This window comes from Clostridium sp. 1001271st1 H5 (assembly GCF_005845215.1).
Taxonomy (GTDB): Bacteria; Bacillota; Clostridia; order Lachnospirales; family Lachnospiraceae; genus Enterocloster.
In genome coordinates this window covers 252663-268998 of the sequence record NZ_SPHO01000006.1, presented here as the reverse complement: position 1 = coordinate 268998, position 16336 = coordinate 252663, and the positions used below count along the sequence as shown (strand labels likewise).

12 protein-coding genes are annotated in these 16336 nt (G+C 52.0%); 11 read left to right on the top strand and 1 reads right to left on the bottom strand.

Annotated elements, in window-relative coordinates; all coding sequences use genetic code 11:
• Nucleotides 1-5 precede the first annotated feature (5 nt).
• The 5 genes from FGS84_RS11755 to FGS84_RS11735 all read left to right on the top strand — a co-directional run bounded on the left by FGS84_RS11755 (nucleotide 6) and on the right by FGS84_RS11735 (nucleotide 5102).
• A complete protein-coding gene (locus FGS84_RS11755) occupies nucleotides 6-419 on the top strand; it encodes a hypothetical protein (protein ID WP_138308470.1) in 414 nt (137 codons plus the stop codon).
• The gene (locus FGS84_RS11750; RefSeq protein ID WP_138308468.1) at nucleotides 416-1501 is read left to right on the top strand and encodes a hypothetical protein; all 1086 of its coding nucleotides are present in this window, start codon (nucleotides 416-418) and stop codon (nucleotides 1499-1501) included. Before FGS84_RS11755 ends, FGS84_RS11750 begins: the two co-directional genes overlap by 4 nt.
• A gap of 69 nt (nucleotides 1502-1570) precedes the next feature.
• Nucleotides 1571-2794, top strand: coding sequence for an MFS transporter (locus FGS84_RS11745; protein WP_138308466.1), 1224 nt, complete (start codon nucleotides 1571-1573; stop codon nucleotides 2792-2794).
• 182 nt (nucleotides 2795-2976) lie between these two features.
• Entirely contained in the window at nucleotides 2977-3141 is a 165-nt protein-coding gene (locus tag FGS84_RS31815; RefSeq protein ID WP_138308464.1) for a DUF255 domain-containing protein, read from the top strand.
• A 38-nt stretch (nucleotides 3142-3179) separates the two neighbouring features.
• Nucleotides 3180-5102 (top strand): thioredoxin domain-containing protein, encoded by a 1923-nt coding sequence (locus tag FGS84_RS11735; RefSeq protein ID WP_138308462.1) that lies wholly within the window; start codon nucleotides 3180-3182, stop codon nucleotides 5100-5102.
• 165 nt (nucleotides 5103-5267) lie between these two features.
• Here the strand turns inward: FGS84_RS11735 and FGS84_RS11730 are convergent, their stop codons facing one another.
• Nucleotides 5268-10457, bottom strand: coding sequence for a DUF11 domain-containing protein (locus FGS84_RS11730; protein WP_138308460.1), 5190 nt, complete (start codon nucleotides 10455-10457; stop codon nucleotides 5268-5270).
• Between the two features lie 199 nt (nucleotides 10458-10656).
• Between FGS84_RS11730 and FGS84_RS11725 the strand changes: the two genes are divergently transcribed.
• From FGS84_RS11725 to otnK, 6 genes are all read left to right on the top strand, one after another.
• Complete coding sequence (locus FGS84_RS11725) at nucleotides 10657-11214, top strand: aminoglycoside adenylyltransferase (protein ID WP_138308547.1); 558 nt, start codon at nucleotides 10657-10659, stop codon at nucleotides 11212-11214.
• 15 nt (nucleotides 11215-11229) lie between these two features.
• Nucleotides 11230-12636 carry an SMI1/KNR4 family protein gene (locus tag FGS84_RS11720; protein WP_138308458.1) on the top strand — a complete coding sequence of 469 codons (1407 nt, stop codon included), beginning with the start codon at nucleotides 11230-11232 and terminating at the stop codon, nucleotides 12634-12636.
• A gap of 155 nt (nucleotides 12637-12791) precedes the next feature.
• The gene (locus tag FGS84_RS11715) at nucleotides 12792-13052 is read left to right on the top strand and encodes a DUF6323 family protein (RefSeq protein ID WP_138308455.1); all 261 of its coding nucleotides are present in this window, start codon (nucleotides 12792-12794) and stop codon (nucleotides 13050-13052) included.
• Nucleotides 12973-13353, top strand: a complete 381-nt coding sequence (locus FGS84_RS30850; protein ID WP_178332146.1) for a hypothetical protein — start codon at nucleotides 12973-12975, stop codon at nucleotides 13351-13353. Before FGS84_RS11715 ends, FGS84_RS30850 begins: the two co-directional genes overlap by 80 nt.
• 175 nt (nucleotides 13354-13528) lie before the next feature.
• Nucleotides 13529-14899, top strand: coding sequence for a homoserine dehydrogenase (locus FGS84_RS11710; protein WP_138308453.1), 1371 nt, complete (start codon nucleotides 13529-13531; stop codon nucleotides 14897-14899).
• 167 nt (nucleotides 14900-15066) lie between these two features.
• Entirely contained in the window at nucleotides 15067-16335 is a 1269-nt protein-coding gene (otnK, locus tag FGS84_RS11705) for a 3-oxo-tetronate kinase (RefSeq protein WP_138308451.1), read from the top strand.
• The last annotated feature ends 1 nt before the right edge of the window (nucleotide 16336 follow it).

The window sequence follows — 16336 nt, the reverse complement described above, 5'->3', positions numbered from 1 at the left end:
GCGGTATGAACGTATTGGTAGTGACAAATAATCCGGCAGCCGGAGAAAAACTGGAAAAGCTGGGTTTCCGTGTGGAGCTGACAGAGGGGAGCGCCAAACAAAGCCTGCTCCATGCCAGGGACCTGGTCATTAATGGCTGGCATCTGGCTGCTGACCCCAGAGGCGGCTACAACAAAAGATATAATCCCTGCCATACGGTATTTTTGTGTGATGAGGCCTGCAGCAATATGGGAGAGGATGTGCTGGTGCTGGAAAAACTGGCACAGTTTCGTGATTCCCCTTATCGCCCGGATGACCCTCACACGGATTTGGAGCTTAAAGACTTTCAAACATTGGACACGTCAATTGCTTTGAGAACCACGGAGCATCTGAAGAACTATATGGACGAATCATCTTTTAAGAAAGTGAGGAAAGAATGAATAAAAAGCTTAATTTTGGCAGGGTCGTCACCATTGGCGGCGCATTCATCGCATTTGCTATTGGTTCAGGTTTCTCTACAGGTCAGGAAATCATGCAGTTTTTTGCAGCATATGGAAAAGAGATATTTCTTTGCGCGGTTGTTTTCTTTATTGGTAATCTCTATATGAACTATAATTTCCTCGAGGCAGGCCGCAAAGGCCAGTTTGAGAAAGGAAGCCAGGTATTTAACTATTTCGGCGGAACATACATAGGCCTGTTTTTTGACTGGTTCTCTGTTATTTTTTCCTTTGCCTCTTACTTTGTCATGATTGCAGGCGCGGGAGCTACCCTGCAGCAGCAGTTTGGAATTCAGCCTGCCATTGGCGCTGTAATTATTGCTGCTCTCGCAGGTGTGACGGTAATGCTGGGACTCAGCAAGCTGGTTGATATCATAGGAAAAATCGGTCCTGCAATTATCGTCCTCTGCCTTCTTGCAGGCCTTGTAGGCATTATGAACGGAAATCTCAGCTTCTCAGAAGCAGAGGTCCTGATTCCCGGCTCCGGTATCATAGCGGCATCGGGCACATGGTGGGGTTCCATGATATCCTATCTTGGTTTTGGCATGCTCTGGTTCGCGCCGTTTCTGGCAGCCATTGGCAAGGAGGAGGAGAATCCCAAGGATGCCCAGTACGGTACAATCATGGGTGTTCTTGTCCTGACCCTGGCGGTTTTGATTGTGGGCAGCGCATTGATTAAGAATATAGATTTGGTTGGCGCATCCCAGATTCCGCTTCTGCTGATTCTGCATCAGAGCAGTCCCTTCCTTGCAACTGTTTTCAGCGTGGTGATTTTTGCCGGAATTTACACAACAGCCTGTCCGCTTCTCTGGACACCGGTAAACCGGGTGGCCAAGGAAGGAACTAATACCTACAAGATTGTTGCCATTGTTCTGGCAGCTGCCGGCTGCGTCATTGGATTGGTAGCGCCTTATGCAGCTATTGTAAATTTTATTTATGCTGTTAACGGCAAGGTCGGTTTCCTGCTGGTGGCATTGGTTATTATCAAGAATGTCAGGGATGCGGCGGCTGGTAAGAAATCATAACTGTAAATCACCCACTTTGTCTGCCGGCGGATTTCCTTCCGCCGGCAGTATGAATTGCGAGTATATGAAATGAGAAAAAAATCTTCTGCGTGGCTGGTAATCATTTGTGCTGTATCAGGCGCTGTTGCGGTTGCCATAGCCCAAAATAAAGTACTGCCCTGTATGGACGTCATTCAGGATAGTTTCCATATAGATATGGCGTCTGCAGGATGGCTCTCATCTGTATTCAGCGTCATGGGGATAGTCATGGCGTTCCCTGCGGTAATGACAGTCAATAAGCTGGGGGCAAAAGCCAGCTGCCTTATCTCTGTGGGCTGCAGCATCCTGGGAGCTGCCATAGGACTGATTTCCCGTTCTTTTCTGTTGATACTTTTTAGCCGGGTAATAGAAGGCGTTGGCGCCGGACTGATATCCATTGCAGTACCCAATCTTATCGCCATGTGGTTTCCGCCGGAAAGCAGAGGGCTGCCAACCGGAATCTGGACTTCATGGCAGTATGTCGGACAGTCTGTGTGCTTTTTCTTTGGAGCGCTTATTTCCGCGGAGACTGGCTGGAAGGGAGTCTGGGTGTTCAGCCTTTTGATTGCGGCCATTTGCTTTGTATTAAATGTTATCTTTGTGCGAGCTCCGGAGCACGGTGAAAATCGTGCCGTAGACTGCAGTGATTCAGCCTTTTCAGCCTTCGGTAATAAAAATGCATGGCTGGTCAGCATTTCCATTTTCTGCTTCTGTTTCGCGTCATTTGGTTTTATAACGTGGGCAGCTGCCTGTTGGACGGAAACTTTGGGAATGGACGGAACCAAGGCTAATCATTATATCAGTCTCTTTGCCGCTATCTCCCTGCCGATGGTGCTGTTAACAGGTTGGATTTTAGACAGGGTCAACCGGAAAATCTTTGGAATCATTGTATTTATTTTCTATGCCTTTGCGGTTGCCGGAGCCTTCGTGCTGCCTTCCCCAGGATGGGTCGTTGTCTTTGTTATGCTGTACCCTTTCTTTGAAAGCGGGGTTATTACAGCCTTATGGACCATCATATCCCAGGTCGCGGGAAGCAGCTCAGAAGTTAACTCTGCCGTGGCCCTGCTGACATTGAGTTCTAATATCGGGATGCTGGTGGGGCCGCCGATGGCAGGTTTATGCATCAGTACTTTTGGCTGGACAGCCGCCGCTTTATTGGTGGGCGGGGTATCCATGGCAGGCGCAGCCTGCATCATGCTGGTAAAGACAGATGAACATCATCCCATATCCAGTCCAACCGATGATGGCGCCGGTATTCCGCGGGCAGCCCCCTGAATGAGGCGTATGGATATACAGCGCACTGACCTCCCGTGCGCTCCGCACAAACATGATTTCAGCCAGAAGGGGATATGTGATTGAAGCTTAAAAGGGTATAATTCAGTATATCCGGGGAGAACATATAAGGGATAACAGACTTAAATTCGGTCACTGTGTGCCCGTAACAAGGAGGTGATATTGTGAACAGTCAAGACAACATACCCAATAGGTTAATCAATGAGAAATCCCCCTACCTGCTGCAGCACGCCTACAATCCGGTGCAGTGGTTTCCCTGGGGGGAGGAGGCGTTTGAGAAAGCAAGGCTTGAGGATAAGCCGGTTTTCCTATCTATTGGGTACAGCTGACCTGTTCCGGATGATGTACATGTCATTGGTGTCATGTAATGGAACGGGAATCCTTTGAAAATGATGAGATTGCGGGGATTTTAAACAGGGAATATGTGTGTGTTAAGGTGGACCGGGAGGAACGGCCGGATGTGGATTCTGTGTACATGTCAGTGTGCCAGGCCATGAACGGCCAGGGAGGCTGGCCTCTGACCATAATAATGACGCCGGATTGCAGGCCCTTTTTCTCCGGCACCTATTTTCCTCCCAAGGCCCGTTATGGAAGGATGGGGCTTAAAGAGCTGCTGACAGCGGTGGCAGACCAGTGGAAGGTGAAAAAAGAAAGACTTCTGGATAATGCAGAACAGATAGAGAGGCATTTAAGAGACAAGGAACAGACAAGTGTATGGGATGAGCCGGGGCTTACAGCGGTGCATCGGGCCTTCCGGCAGTTTGAGGACAGCTTTGATGGTAAAAATGGCGGGTTCTCAGGCGCACCAAAGTTTCCCACGCCTCATAACCTGATATTCCTCATGGAGTATGGCGCAAGGGAGAAGCGCCCCAGTGCCTTGTCCATGGCGGAGAAAACCCTGGTGCAGATGTACAGGGGCGGTATCTTTGACCATATTGGAGGCGGATTTTCCAGATATTCCACGGACAACCAATGGCTGGTGCCACATTTTGAAAAAATGCTCTACGACAACGCACTGCTGGTCATGGCATATGTCAAAGCCTACGGCCGGACCGGCCGGAACATGTATGGATGGGTGGCAGGTAAGATTCTGGAATACGTGGAGCGGGAGCTCACGGATTCACAGGGAGGCTTTTACTGCGGCCAGGATGCGGACAGCGGCGGCGTGGAAGGAAAATACTATGTGTTCACCCCGGATGAGATAATGACGGTATTGGGAGAGGATGCAGGCAGGGACTTCTGTCAACAATACGGGATTACCCTGCACGGTAATTTTGAGGGCGGGAGCATACCCAACCTGCTGCAGAATGAGAACTATGAGGAGATTTGTAAGGAAGCATGGGGCGGTGAGGGTGGCAGCAATACCAACGGAAAAAGAGAGGAATACCGGAGGTTGTACCAATACCGGCTTAACCGCAGCCGCCTTCATAAGGACGACAAGATACTGGTTTCCTGGAACGGGTGGATGATTTGTGCGTGCGCAAAGGCAGGGGCAGTATTAAGAGAAAAACGGTATGTGGATATGGCTGTCCGGGCAGAAGCATTTATCAGCAGCCACCTTGTGAAGGATGGACGTCTGATGGTGCGCTACCGGGACGGGGATGCGGCCGGTGAGGGAAAGCTGGATGATTATGCCTGCTATATCCTTGGGCTGCTGGAGCTTTACCAGGTAACATTCCGGACTGATTATCTGAAGCGGGCAGCCGCCTGGGCAGAGATAATGACGGAACAGTTCTTCGACCTCAAACGCGGGGGATTCTATCTGTATGCAGAGGACGGGGAGCAGCTTATTGTGAGGACAAAGGAGACGTATGACGGCGCCATGCCGTCCGGGAATTCCGTGGCAGCCCGGGTACTGCACCAGTTGGCGCAAATCACAGGTAAACTCAAATGGCAGGAGGTGCTGGAGAAACAGCTCCATTACCTGGCAGGCGCCATGGACGGGTATCCTTCCGGACACAGCTATGCACTTCTGACCATGATGGATGTACTGTATCCCTCAAAGGAACTGGTATGTACGCTGCCGGCTGTCTGCGGCATGGAAACAGGCAGGGAACTGCTTGCTCAGCTTGCATATTTAGCCGGGACCATGGAGGGATTTTCCGTGGTGGTGAAAACAGAGGAAAATGCACGGGAAATGGAACAGCTGGCGCCTTATACGAGAGACTATCCGGTGTCTGAGGCCGGAGAACAGTTTTATCTCTGTGCGGGACAGGAGTGTATGCAGCCTGTATCACGCCTGGAACAGGTAATCCAGAAACTGAAAGAAGAGGATGGGGAGGGGGAGTGAGTCCGGAGGAACTGTTTGGAGCGATTGAAACACATTTACTTCTGGAGGAACAGCCGTCCGGATATTCATTTTAATCAGAGGCTCCGGTTAACGGATTAGCTGGCGCATGAAAAACGGACTGCTTCAGCATTGATATGGGGAAGCAGTCCGCTTATTTTAATTGATTTAATCCGGTGTAAATCCGCAGCCGCAGGCAGGCAGGCGCACGGTGACGCAGGCGGTGTTATTCCTGGTATCCGGGTCAGGTGTCAGGGAGGAAACAGCTGCCGTGTTCACGATGCAGCAGGCGGAGCACGGGCTTACGGTTCCACGTATGAGGATACACAGACAGCTCCCTGGGGGCAGCTCGCGTACCGTAAGGCTTCCGGTCCAGGGGCACCAGGTCCGGCCCTGGTCCGTGGAGTAGGACGGGCTGCATATTTCGCAGGGCAGTGTATCTGTGATAACCACCTGCCGCGCTGTCTCCGGCCCGGCATTGGATACGCTCAGGGTAAAGGTGATGCGTGGAGCGCAGTCAGAGGCCGTGACACAGGCTGTTTTGCGGATGGACAAATCCGCTCCCTTTTGTACGGGAGTAAAGGTGGAGTCTGTGTTGTTATCCGGATTTGGGTCCGGGTTGGAGCTGGCGGCCACAGCCGTATTATTAACTGTATTGCAGGCTGAGGAAGTCACTGTCCCGCGTATCAGGATGGTTGCGCTTTCACCGGCTTCAAGCCGTCCTAGGGAGTATGGGTTACTCCATGTGTTCCATGTGGCGCCTCCGTCCACAGAAAATTCAACACCTGATAAATCAGGGGATACCTCATCATAGAGTACTGTGCGCTCAGCCGGGTCCGGGCCGTGATTTGTGACAATGATTGTATAGGTCAGGCGTTCTCCGGGAACAGCCACGCCGGGGCATGCACGCTTCGTGACTGAGATATCTGAAACAGCCCCGTTTATAATATCAGTGGTATTTCTGTCAATATTATTGGAGGTATCCGGGTCAGGCGTGTCACTGGTAACAACTGCAAAGTTTGTCAGGGAACCGTTTGGCCGCGAACCAATGACAGCCCTGATTAATATCGTAAAGACAGCCCCGGGAGACAGCGTGCCCAGCCTATAGATATTGGACCAGGGCTGCCAGCTGGTTCCGCCATCCACGGAAAATTCAGGATTAATCAGTTCTGAGGGAATGTTATCCTGTATCAGCACATTGGATGCGGTGGATGGACCGGCATTGGACACGGTCAGGGTGTAGGTCAGAAGGCTGCCGGGCCGGGCCGGGTTAGGGGCGGAACTCTTTGTGATGGAGAGGTCTGCAGACGGCACGGCCTGTATATCTGCGGTGGATGTGTTGTTGTCAAGGTCCGGGTCATAGGTGTCACTGCTGACAGAGGCTGTATTGCGTATGGTTCCGATTGCACAAGGGCATACCTGGGCGCGAATCAGAAACAGAATGGATGCGCCGGCTGCCAGAGTTCCAATCTGCCAGGTGCCGTTAAAGGGAGACCAGGTAATGCCTCCGTCTGCCGATATTTCAGGGTTTCTCAGCTCAGAGGGAATGGTATCGGTCAAAATGACCTGCTCCGCCTGGCTGGGCCCTGCATTGGAAATCAGCAGCGTATATTTTATCTCTCCGCCGGCCGGCACAGGAGAGGGCTCTGCTGTCTTGATGATGGACAGGTCGGCAAAGGCCCGGATGGGTGTCCTGTCAGTGGAGGTGTTGTTATCCGGATTGGGGTCAGGCGTGGTACTCTCGGCCACAGCTGTATTTATAATCTCACCGGCAGCAGCAGGGCTTAGGATTCCCCTAATCAGGATGGTGCGGCTGGTATGGGCAGCCAGTATGCCCAGGGTAATGGGACTGGTCCATGCAAAGTAAGTGGCGCCATTGTCCAGGGAAACCACAGGGTTTTGGAGTATGGACGGCACTGAGTCAATCAGCGTTACGGACCTGGCATCCGAGGGACCGGCATTGGTCACAGTAATGGTGTAGCTGAAGGGCTGGCCCGGCAGGCCGGGAGAAAAGTCAGCTGTCTTGGATACAATCACATCGGCGGCAGATATAACCGGTGTTTCCGTGGTATCTGTGTTATTATCCGGATTGGGGTCAGGCGTGGTGCTGCTTACAACCGCTGTATTGGTAAGGGTTCCATTGGACGCGGACGGATTGACGGTTCCGCGTATGGTAACAGTGAAGGTACCGCCTGCCGCCAAGGTTCCCACTGCGTAGGGGCTGGTCCATGGGATGAAATTGCTGCTGCCCTGCACTGCAAATTCCGGGTTAATCAGCCCGGAGGGCAGCATGTCGGACAGCTCCACATTCTGCGCCGCATTCGGTCCTGCATTTGAGATGACAAGAGTGTATGTCAGCAGTTCCCCTGCATTTACAGGTACAGGATAGGCAGTTTTGGAGAGAGATAAATCTGCCGACTCCCTTACCGGAATGATTGCAGTATCCTGGTTGTTATCCGGATTTGGGTCTGGTGTGTCGCTGGACACCAGGGCTGTATTGGTGATGATGTCCGGGGCCGAGAGGCTTACCAGTCCTCTGAGGAGAATGGTCTGCACAGCACCGGATGCCAGTGTACCTAAGGAGTAGGAACCGGTCCATGGATTCCAGGCAGTACCGCTGTCAATGGAATACTCCACGTTAGTCAGGGAAGAAGGTACGGTATCCGTGACAACCGTGTTCACTGCAGGATTTGGGCCGTTGTTTTCAACACGTATGGTGTAAAAGAGATACTGGCCCGGAGTGGCCGGGATGGGGCTGCCGGTTTTTGCAATGGATAAATCAGCGGAGGTATTAATGGGCGTGATTTCAGTATCCTGGTTATTGTCCGGATTTGGGTCGGGCGTGGTGCTGCTTACGGTTACTGTGTTTGTGATGGTTCCAACCGCTGTTTCATTTACAATTCCGCGGATGATGACTGTGCGGGATGCACCCTCAGCCAGGCTTCCAAGGCCGGCTGAACCGGTCCAGGGCTGGAAGGTAAATCCTCCGTCCAGTGAATATTCTGGGTTTCTTATCTGGGCAGGAAGGGAATCCGTCAGTGTTACATTCTGCGCATCTCCGGGTCCGTGGTTGGCAGCCACTACCGTATAGGTCAGCTGGCTGCCGGCAGCTACAGGAGACGGACTGCCGCTTTTTGTGACGGACAAATCGGCGCTGGCTGTTACCGGCGTATTTTCAGTGGAGGTGTTATTGTCCGGATTGGGGTCGGGCGTGGTGCTGTTTACCACGGCGGTATTGGTTATGGTTCCGGAGGCAGAGGGGCTTACGGTTCCGCGAATCAGCACATTCAGCACAAATCCGGGTTCCAGTACACCAAGGGACAGAATACCGCCCCAGGGCCGGAAGGTAACGCCGTTATCCGTGGAAAATTCCACATTTGTAAGCTGTGCAGGCACATTGTCAGTCAGCGTGGTATTCACGGCAGCCCCTGGTCCGGCATTGGAAACAGTTACTGTGTAGGTGAGCAGCCCGCCCGGCGTTACGGGATTTGGACTGCCCAGTTTCACTACTGAGATATCCGCCTGCTCAACCACCGGCGTCTCTGTGGTACTTGTATTGTTGGAGAGGTCTGGGTCGGGCGTGGTGCTGGTGACAGCAGCCGTGTTGATGATGCTGCCTGCGGCGGATGAGGTCACCAGTCCGCGGATGAGAATCGTACGGGACGCGCCGTTTGCCAGAGTCCCAATCTCATATGAACCGGACCAGGACTGCCAGGTAAAACCGTTGTCAGTGGAAAATTCCACCATGGAGAGTACAGGCGGTACCGCGTCGGTCAGCCTGACATTTTCAGCAGGGGAAGGCCCCCTGTTGGTCACGCCGATGGTGTAAGTCAGGGTGCTGCCTGGTTCAACCGGTACGGGGGAAGCTGTCTTTACTACGGCAACATCGGCATTGGCTGCCACTTCCACAGGCACCTCATTGGAGGTGACATTATACCTGCCCGGTATGCCGCCTTCCACCGGTGTATAGGAATAGTCCACGGCTGCCTGGTTCAGGGCCGGATTGGGGTTGGGAACAGCGTATACCAGGGCCTCAAAAGAAACAGTTGCAGTTCCTCCGCCAGGTACATCCGGCAGGTCAAATCCGAAGTTGGGATTATTCCCGGCAAAGGATATTCCATTGACTGTCACGCTTCCGGGTACAAAGGACAGGCCGTCCGGGATGACATCCCGGAAAAACAGGCTGGTCAGAGGGCTCTGGCAGGTATTGGTGAGGGTGACGGTAAAACGGACGGTTTCCCCCACATTGGCAGTCTGGCGGTCAACGGTCTTGACCGGAATAAACCGGGGTACCTGTATCTCGTTAAAGGAGATATCGTCAATGGCATAGTCGTTTCCAATCACCTCAGGACCTTCACTTAAAAATTCAACGGTAAGATGGGTGTTGTTCCGGGAATTAACAACACTGCCAATCTGTTTCCATTCCGGTGCATTCAGATTTGGCGGTATCAGCGCTCCCAGAGTCGCGCTGTAGAGAATGCCGCCATTCTCGTCCAGGACACGTACACCCAGCTGCGGGTCCGGGTAACCGGTAACTTTAAAGAGATTCAGAATCCATGCCGTAAACAGATAACTGGTGTTTGGCTGTACGGTTACAATATCCCGGAAGAAAACTGTGCCGGGATTATCCCCGTTTACAACCATCATCCGTCCTGTTTCGGTGCCGGTGGTATGGTCTGCAATACGCCACCAGGCGCCGATGGCCTGGCTCAGAGCATTATTCATGATATTCTGGACCGTGTATTGGCCGCCAAAGGGCGTATAGGTGTCAGGATTTGGCAGTACGTAGGTGAAATCCGGCGTTACCCCCGGGTATGGTTCAGTGGGAGCGCCGGTATTGGCCGGCGTACCCTGGGGGAAAAACCCAAAGGTCCCATTGTCAGCTGCCTGGATTAGGTTGCTGCCGGAAATGACAGCGCAGGGGTCCAGTATGGTCTGGACCGGGGTATAGATAACGGGTCCGTTTAAAAAGTTCTGGTTGGACAGCCCTGCACTGGTTACTGTTACATACAGGGTATCCGGGGTGACGGAATCCAGGTTGGTGGCTCCGGCCGGCGGATTGCCGGCAGCGGTAATGGGCGGATTGATTCCCTGGGGAATGCTGCCCGGCTCTGCAAGGGAAAAATCGCCGGGTGTGGCAAAGCCGCCTGTGGTTCCATAGGATTCCACAATCCTGTATTCGCCGTTTGGAACATTGATAAAGGAATAGTTGCCGGCAGAGTCAGTCAAAACAGTAAGCCTTAGGCTTGTGCTGATATTCTGAAGCACCACCGGGATATTAGCGAGGCCCGAGTCGCCCCCGGAAATCGTGGCGCTTCGGTCCCGGTCAAAGATTACGCGGCCTGATATGGTAGCCATTGAGATATCCCACCTTTCAATTATGGTTTAAATGCCCGTTTGCGGGCGGAAAACAGATACAAGTTCATGATGTCCTCTCTATAAGAATATGCTGGATTTGGACGAGGTGTGCCTGCTCCGGGTAGATATGAAGAGCGGAATGTGGTAAACTTGAGTGAAAGACGTTTATGGAGGAAAATAGAAGGGTATGGTGAAAAAGATGGTTAAGAAAGAGATGGTATCAAAAACAGATTTAATGAACCTACTGGACCTGATGGAGTCAATATCAGGTATGGGGTACTGGCTGGACGGCGGCTGGGGCGTGGATGTGCTGGTTGGGAAACAGACCAGGGAGCACAGGGACGCAGACATCAACTTTGACGCCCGGTATACAGATGCATTGCTGGAAACATTGATTACCCATGGTTATGAAATCACCACGGACTGGCGTCCTGTGCGGATAGAACTCTGCCACCCGGAGCTGGGCTATGCAGACATCCATCCCTTTGTAATCAATGAGGACGGAACCGCAAAGCAGGCGGATCTGGAAGGCGGGTGGTATGAATTTGAAGCTGATTACTTTGGAAAGGCGGTTTTTGAGGGCAGGACCATACCGTGTATCTCGGCAAAGGGACAGAAGATATTCCATACAGGATATGAACTCAGGGAAGTTGACAAGCATGATATCAGGAATATTGACAATTTGCTCTCCGGTGGCGGGGCATCCGACGGTAAACTGCCGGATGGCGGCCTGTCTGAGGATGGGCGCCATAATTAGCAGGGAGGTTTCCATATGCCGGGTGCAACAATAGCAGAGCGGTTATCCTCGTATCTTAGAAAAAAGAATGAATCCATGCCGTCCCGTACATATGAGCCATTGTCGGATGCCCATGCCGCGTATATAAAGGATTTGGTGAAGCGGGCAGGGAAAAAGGATGAAAACAGGGATGTTTTCGGTTCATCAAGGCATGGGTATAAACTGAATCCCACCGTGACGCGGGAGGAGGTACGGCAGTTTGAGGAGCGATTTCATCTGACCCTTCCGGATGAATATGTATTCTTCCTTACCAAGGTGGGAAATGGCGGGGCCGGGCCGTATTACGGCCTCTATTCCCTGGAAAGCCTGCCAATGTACGCGGAATGCCTGGAGTCCTATGACGACAGGGATAAGGATGGCCTGCCTGCATTCATTGACCGGGATATGAGTCCCGGTGACTGGGCACGGGCCATGGAAGAGTTAGAGGAAACGGATGACGATGAAGCATATAATGCCAGAATGAAGCAGGTCTGTTCCGGCCTGCTGGTCATCGGGACCCAGGGATGCACCTGCGATAATCTGCTGATGTGGAAGGGGAGCGAGAAGGGAAAAATTGTATACATGGATTGGAATCTGGAACCGGAATACGGCCCTTTTTTTACAGGACATACATTTCTGGAGTGGTATGAGCAGTTTTTCCTGGAAATTCTGGCCGGACACGACCTTGTATCCTATGGTTATATCAGCCTGAAATCGGAGCAGGAGCTCAGGCAGGAATATGCGGGCGCTGTCCGGACAGAAGACAAACTGCGGATTCTGTCCGGTTTCCATAAGTTCAGGGAGGCGGAGCCTGAAACCATTGAGCTGCTGATGCAGCGGGACAGACCGGAGACAGATGGAGCCAAGGGAGAGCTGCTGTTCAGGCTGGCGCCGATGAAGGGCCTGGAGGTATTTGAAGAGACCTTGGCGGGAAACCATCCCCAGGGAGCCGTGTCCTGTGCAAGAAGAATGCCGGACCAGTATAAAGACAGGTTTTATGAAAAAATGGTCCGTTTACTGTACCGGCCTGACATAAAGGATAAGTCCAGGATTCTATTTTTCCTGGGAGACTGCAGCTGCAGGAAAGCATCTGATTTGGCTGATTTTGCGGAACATAGTGAAAACAGCATCCAGGACAGGCGGACAGCTGTCTGCGTGATGGGAGGGTGCCCGGATAAGCTGGATTTCATTGAATTATTTGCAGGACTGATGCGGGGAGAGGATTACTGGCTGGCTCACGCCGCATTGCAGGCAATGTCCCGTACCCCCTGTCCGGAGCTGACGGACACATATAAGTGGATGGGGGAGCGGTATAAGGGAGACAGCACAATGGAGTCCAATCTGAAGATTGCGTTTAAGACAAATAAGGTTGCAGATTATACGTTAATAAATCGGAATCAATAGGATTGGGGAAACATGATAATGAAAAAGACAGGGGATATGAAAAATCCTCTGTCTTTCTGTTTTTATAATACCACGAAAACACCCGAAAATCAAGACTTGTAATGCTCCTGCCCCCGCCGTATCATGGGTATCCACTTTAAGGAGGGGTGACGCATATGGGAGAAACAGGGACTTTTTTTATGCTGCTGCAGCAGGAGAAAAGCCGCAGGGAATTAGCGGAGATTCTGGCCTGCAATGAGGAAACGGCCCGGTTCGGGCTGGCACTGTCACAGATGGAGGCGCAGGAACTGGCAGTATGCCGCAACGAGAGCCTGAGAAGATGGCAGCGGGTGGAATTTGGCAGGGGAATCTGCGGCAGAGGCGGGAAAAGGACTGAATACACTGGCCCTTACAGCCGGGGATGTGCGCAGAATTAGCCTGTATTTTGAAGGAAAATCCAGGGAGGAAATTACGCTGGATATGGAGAAGGCCATAATACGGGTGATTAACGGAACCGTGGGCATGGTTCCGTATTCATCCATGCCGTCATCCACAGGTGCTGCCCCGTGGAGCCATGTGGTTATAAAGGCGTATTTTCTTCGTGCAGCCAAAGGATTCGGAACACGGATTTGGAACGGACTCCAACAGGACTGCATGGCAGCTGTGATGCATCAGTGTTGCATACATCCCCCTCTCTTTGTTGCATACATGTTACACAATTATCAAAGTTACTTTTAGGGCTGCCATTCCTTCTGGCCGGAAACCCTTGTATTTAAAATGGTTCTCCCTGTTTTTGGTTCATTTCCTCAAGAGGCTGCTTTTGGCATAATATTTGCTAATATATGTTAATAGCAGCAGCTTTATCGGATAAGCATGGGAAATGAAAATATAAAACAGAAAGGAATTGCGCGGTATGGATTACACAACTTTATTGAAGAACAGCGGCGGAAAAAAGTCGAGAGTAGGTATCATTGGTGCGACCCGCGGTTATGGCTATACACTGCTGGCACAGATTCCAAAGGTTGATTCTATGGAATTGAGGCTGATTTCTTCACGGCACGTGACTGAATGTATAGAAGTGCTGACCGGATTAGGATATGCTGAAGACAGCATTATCATATGTGAAAATAAAGAGCAGGTCCGGGATGCGGCCAGGGACGCGGTCATTATTGTACATGATTACAGGCTGGTTTTGGAAAGTGATATAACGGCATTGGTGGAGTGCACCGGCAATACGGCCGTGAGTTCAGAGGTAGCAGAGGATGCTTTAAAAAAGGGAATCAATGTATACATGGTTTCCAAAGAAACCGACAGTGTCTGCGGTCCGGTTTTAAACCATATTGCTGACGAGTGCGGAACGGTGTATTCCCTTGTAAACGGTGACCAGCCGCGAAATCTTCTGGACCTTTATTCATGGGGCAGGATTCTGGGATTGGAAATCATAGCAGCCGGAAAGGCCAGTGAGTATGACTTTGTCTGGAATCCGGATACCTGTCAGTTTACCTATATGGAGGGCGAGGAGAAACCCCAGGAGAATATACCGGGACTCAGGGAGTTTTGGAACTATGAAGGACGGGAAACACTTGAGGGGCGCCGAAAGGTGCTGGATAAGTATATGGCTGTCATATCTGCGGACCTTTGTGAGATGAACCTTGTTTCCAATGTGACAGGACTGCTTCCCGCGGACGCACGTTTGAATTATCCGGTTGCCAAAATCAGCGAACTGGCAGATATCTTCATTCCTGAGGAGGACGGAGGAATCCTGAAAAAGACAGGGGTCGTGGATGTGTTCTGCAACCTGAGGGCACCGGATGAAGCAAGCTTTGCAGGAGGTGTATTCATCATTATAAAGTGTGAAAATAAAACCGTGTGGAATCTGCTCGCAAGCAAAGGCCATGTGGTAAGCAGAAATGGCAGATATGCCTGTGTCTATCTCCCCTACCATTATATGGGACTTGAGACGCCTCTGTCCATCCTTCTGGGGGATATGCTGGGAATAGGGACCCACAGGGAATGCCGTCAGGTTTCTGTGATGACAGGAGTTGCCCAGAGGGATTTGGCAAAGGGAACTGTCTTAAAAGTGCAGGGGCATCATCATTCCATTGACGGTCTGGTACCTGAGTTGTGGGAGCTTAAGGATGCAGAGAACATTGCGCCGTTCTACTTGCTGAACGGTATGGAGCTTCTTAGGGATATAAAGGCTGGAGAACCCATAACAAGGGACGCAGTGGACTTGTCAGGAAGCCTGCCGTATGAATTATATAACAAGGGGACAAAGCTTTAAGGAGCTGTCATGGGTAAGGCAGTCATATATACAATATGCTGCAAGGATATGCTGCGGGACTGGCGCTGGTTGGTTTTGCAGCATTATCATTTTTGCAGGTTTAACTGAAACTGGATTTGACGTATAATGATTCAAAAGGACTATTTCATAATAACAGGAGGAAGACTATGCCAATATTCGGATGTGTAGCCGATGATTTTACAGGCGCCAGCGATGCAGCCTCATTTCTGGTAAAGGGAGGCATGTCGGTCCAGCTCTTTAACGGTATTCCGGAAAAAGGAAGCAGGATTGCAGAGGGAGTACAGGCCATTGTGATTGCGCTTAAGTCTAGGACCCAGAACACCAGGGAGGCTGTGGCGGATACCATGGAGTCCCTGGAATGGCTGAAGGAGCAGGGTGCTGAGAAGTTTTATCTGAAATACTGCTCCACCTTTGACTCAACACCTCAGGGGAATATTGGCCCTGTTGCGGATGCGGCCATGGAATTTCTTGGCACGCCCTATACGGTCCTGTGTCCGGCGCTGCCGGTCAACGGACGGGCGGTAAGGAACGGGAAACTGTATGTGGGCGGGGTTCCGCTGCATGAAAGCCCTATGAAGAACCATCCTCTGACCCCCATGTGGGACTGCAGAATCGCCAACCTGATGGAGCCTCAGAGCAAATATCCCTGTGTGGAGCTCTGGAAGGAGCAGATGGACGGGCCTGCTGATGAAATCCGCGCCATGTGCATGGGGCAGTCAGGGGCACAGGCGCATTTTTACGTAATACCGGATTATCAGGATATGGCGGATGGGGAGCGGATTGTGGAGCTGTTCGGGGACCTGCCCCTGCTGACAGGGGGAAGCGGGATTCTGGAGCCACTGGCAAAGCGCCTGAGCAAACATCAGGAAATGCCGCCGGAGCTGGACATCCAGGCGGAAGGACCGGCCATCCTGCTGGCAGGCAGCTGTTCTAAGGCTACCCTTGGGCAGATTGGCTATTATCAGGCGCACGGAGGACTCAGCTATAAGATGGACCCCATAGCCATGCTTGAGGGCAGGGAGACGCCGGAGGATGCCTGGAGGTTTGTGAGGGAAAACTGGGGAACCCCGGTGCTGGTGTACAGCTCAGATACAGCCCAAAACGTGAAAGACGTGCAGCGGTACGGCCAGGAGCATGTGGCCCGGATGCTGGAGCAGGCAGCCGCTGAGCTGGCGGAACGGGCTGTGGCCCATGGAATCAGGAGAGTGGTGGTGGCAGGGGGAGAGACATCAGGCGCAGTGACAAAGCGGCTGGGATTTTCTTCTTACCGGATTGGCGCCAGCGTTGCGCCCGGAGTACCGGTCATGGTGCCCATGGAGAACAGGGAAATCCGGCTGGTGTTAAAGTCCGGGAATTTTGGGCAGGAGGAGTTTTTTGAAAAGGTATTGGAGATGACCCGGAGGGAGGAAGGATAGG

Bases quoted from the DNA above. Each gene is read 5' to 3' on its own strand.
- FGS84_RS11755 (WP_138308470.1), top strand. From the start codon at position 6: ATGAACGTATTGGTAGTGACAAATAATCCGGCAGCCGGAGAAAAACTG.
- FGS84_RS11750 (WP_138308468.1), top strand. From the start codon at position 416: ATGAATAAAAAGCTTAATTTTGGCAGGGTCGTCACCATTGGCGGCGCA.
- FGS84_RS11745 (WP_138308466.1), top strand. From the start codon at position 1,571: ATGAGAAAAAAATCTTCTGCGTGGCTGGTAATCATTTGTGCTGTATCA.
- FGS84_RS11735 (WP_138308462.1), top strand. From the start codon at position 3,180: ATGGAACGGGAATCCTTTGAAAATGATGAGATTGCGGGGATTTTAAAC.
- FGS84_RS11730 (WP_138308460.1), bottom strand. From the start codon at position 10,457: ATGGCTACCATATCAGGCCGCGTAATCTTTGACCGGGACCGAAGCGCC.
- FGS84_RS11725 (WP_138308547.1), top strand. From the start codon at position 10,657: ATGGTTAAGAAAGAGATGGTATCAAAAACAGATTTAATGAACCTACTG.
- FGS84_RS11720 (WP_138308458.1), top strand. From the start codon at position 11,230: ATGCCGGGTGCAACAATAGCAGAGCGGTTATCCTCGTATCTTAGAAAA.
- FGS84_RS11715 (WP_138308455.1), top strand. From the start codon at position 12,792: ATGGGAGAAACAGGGACTTTTTTTATGCTGCTGCAGCAGGAGAAAAGC.
- FGS84_RS11710 (WP_138308453.1), top strand. From the start codon at position 13,529: ATGGATTACACAACTTTATTGAAGAACAGCGGCGGAAAAAAGTCGAGA.
- otnK (WP_138308451.1), top strand. From the start codon at position 15,067: ATGCCAATATTCGGATGTGTAGCCGATGATTTTACAGGCGCCAGCGAT.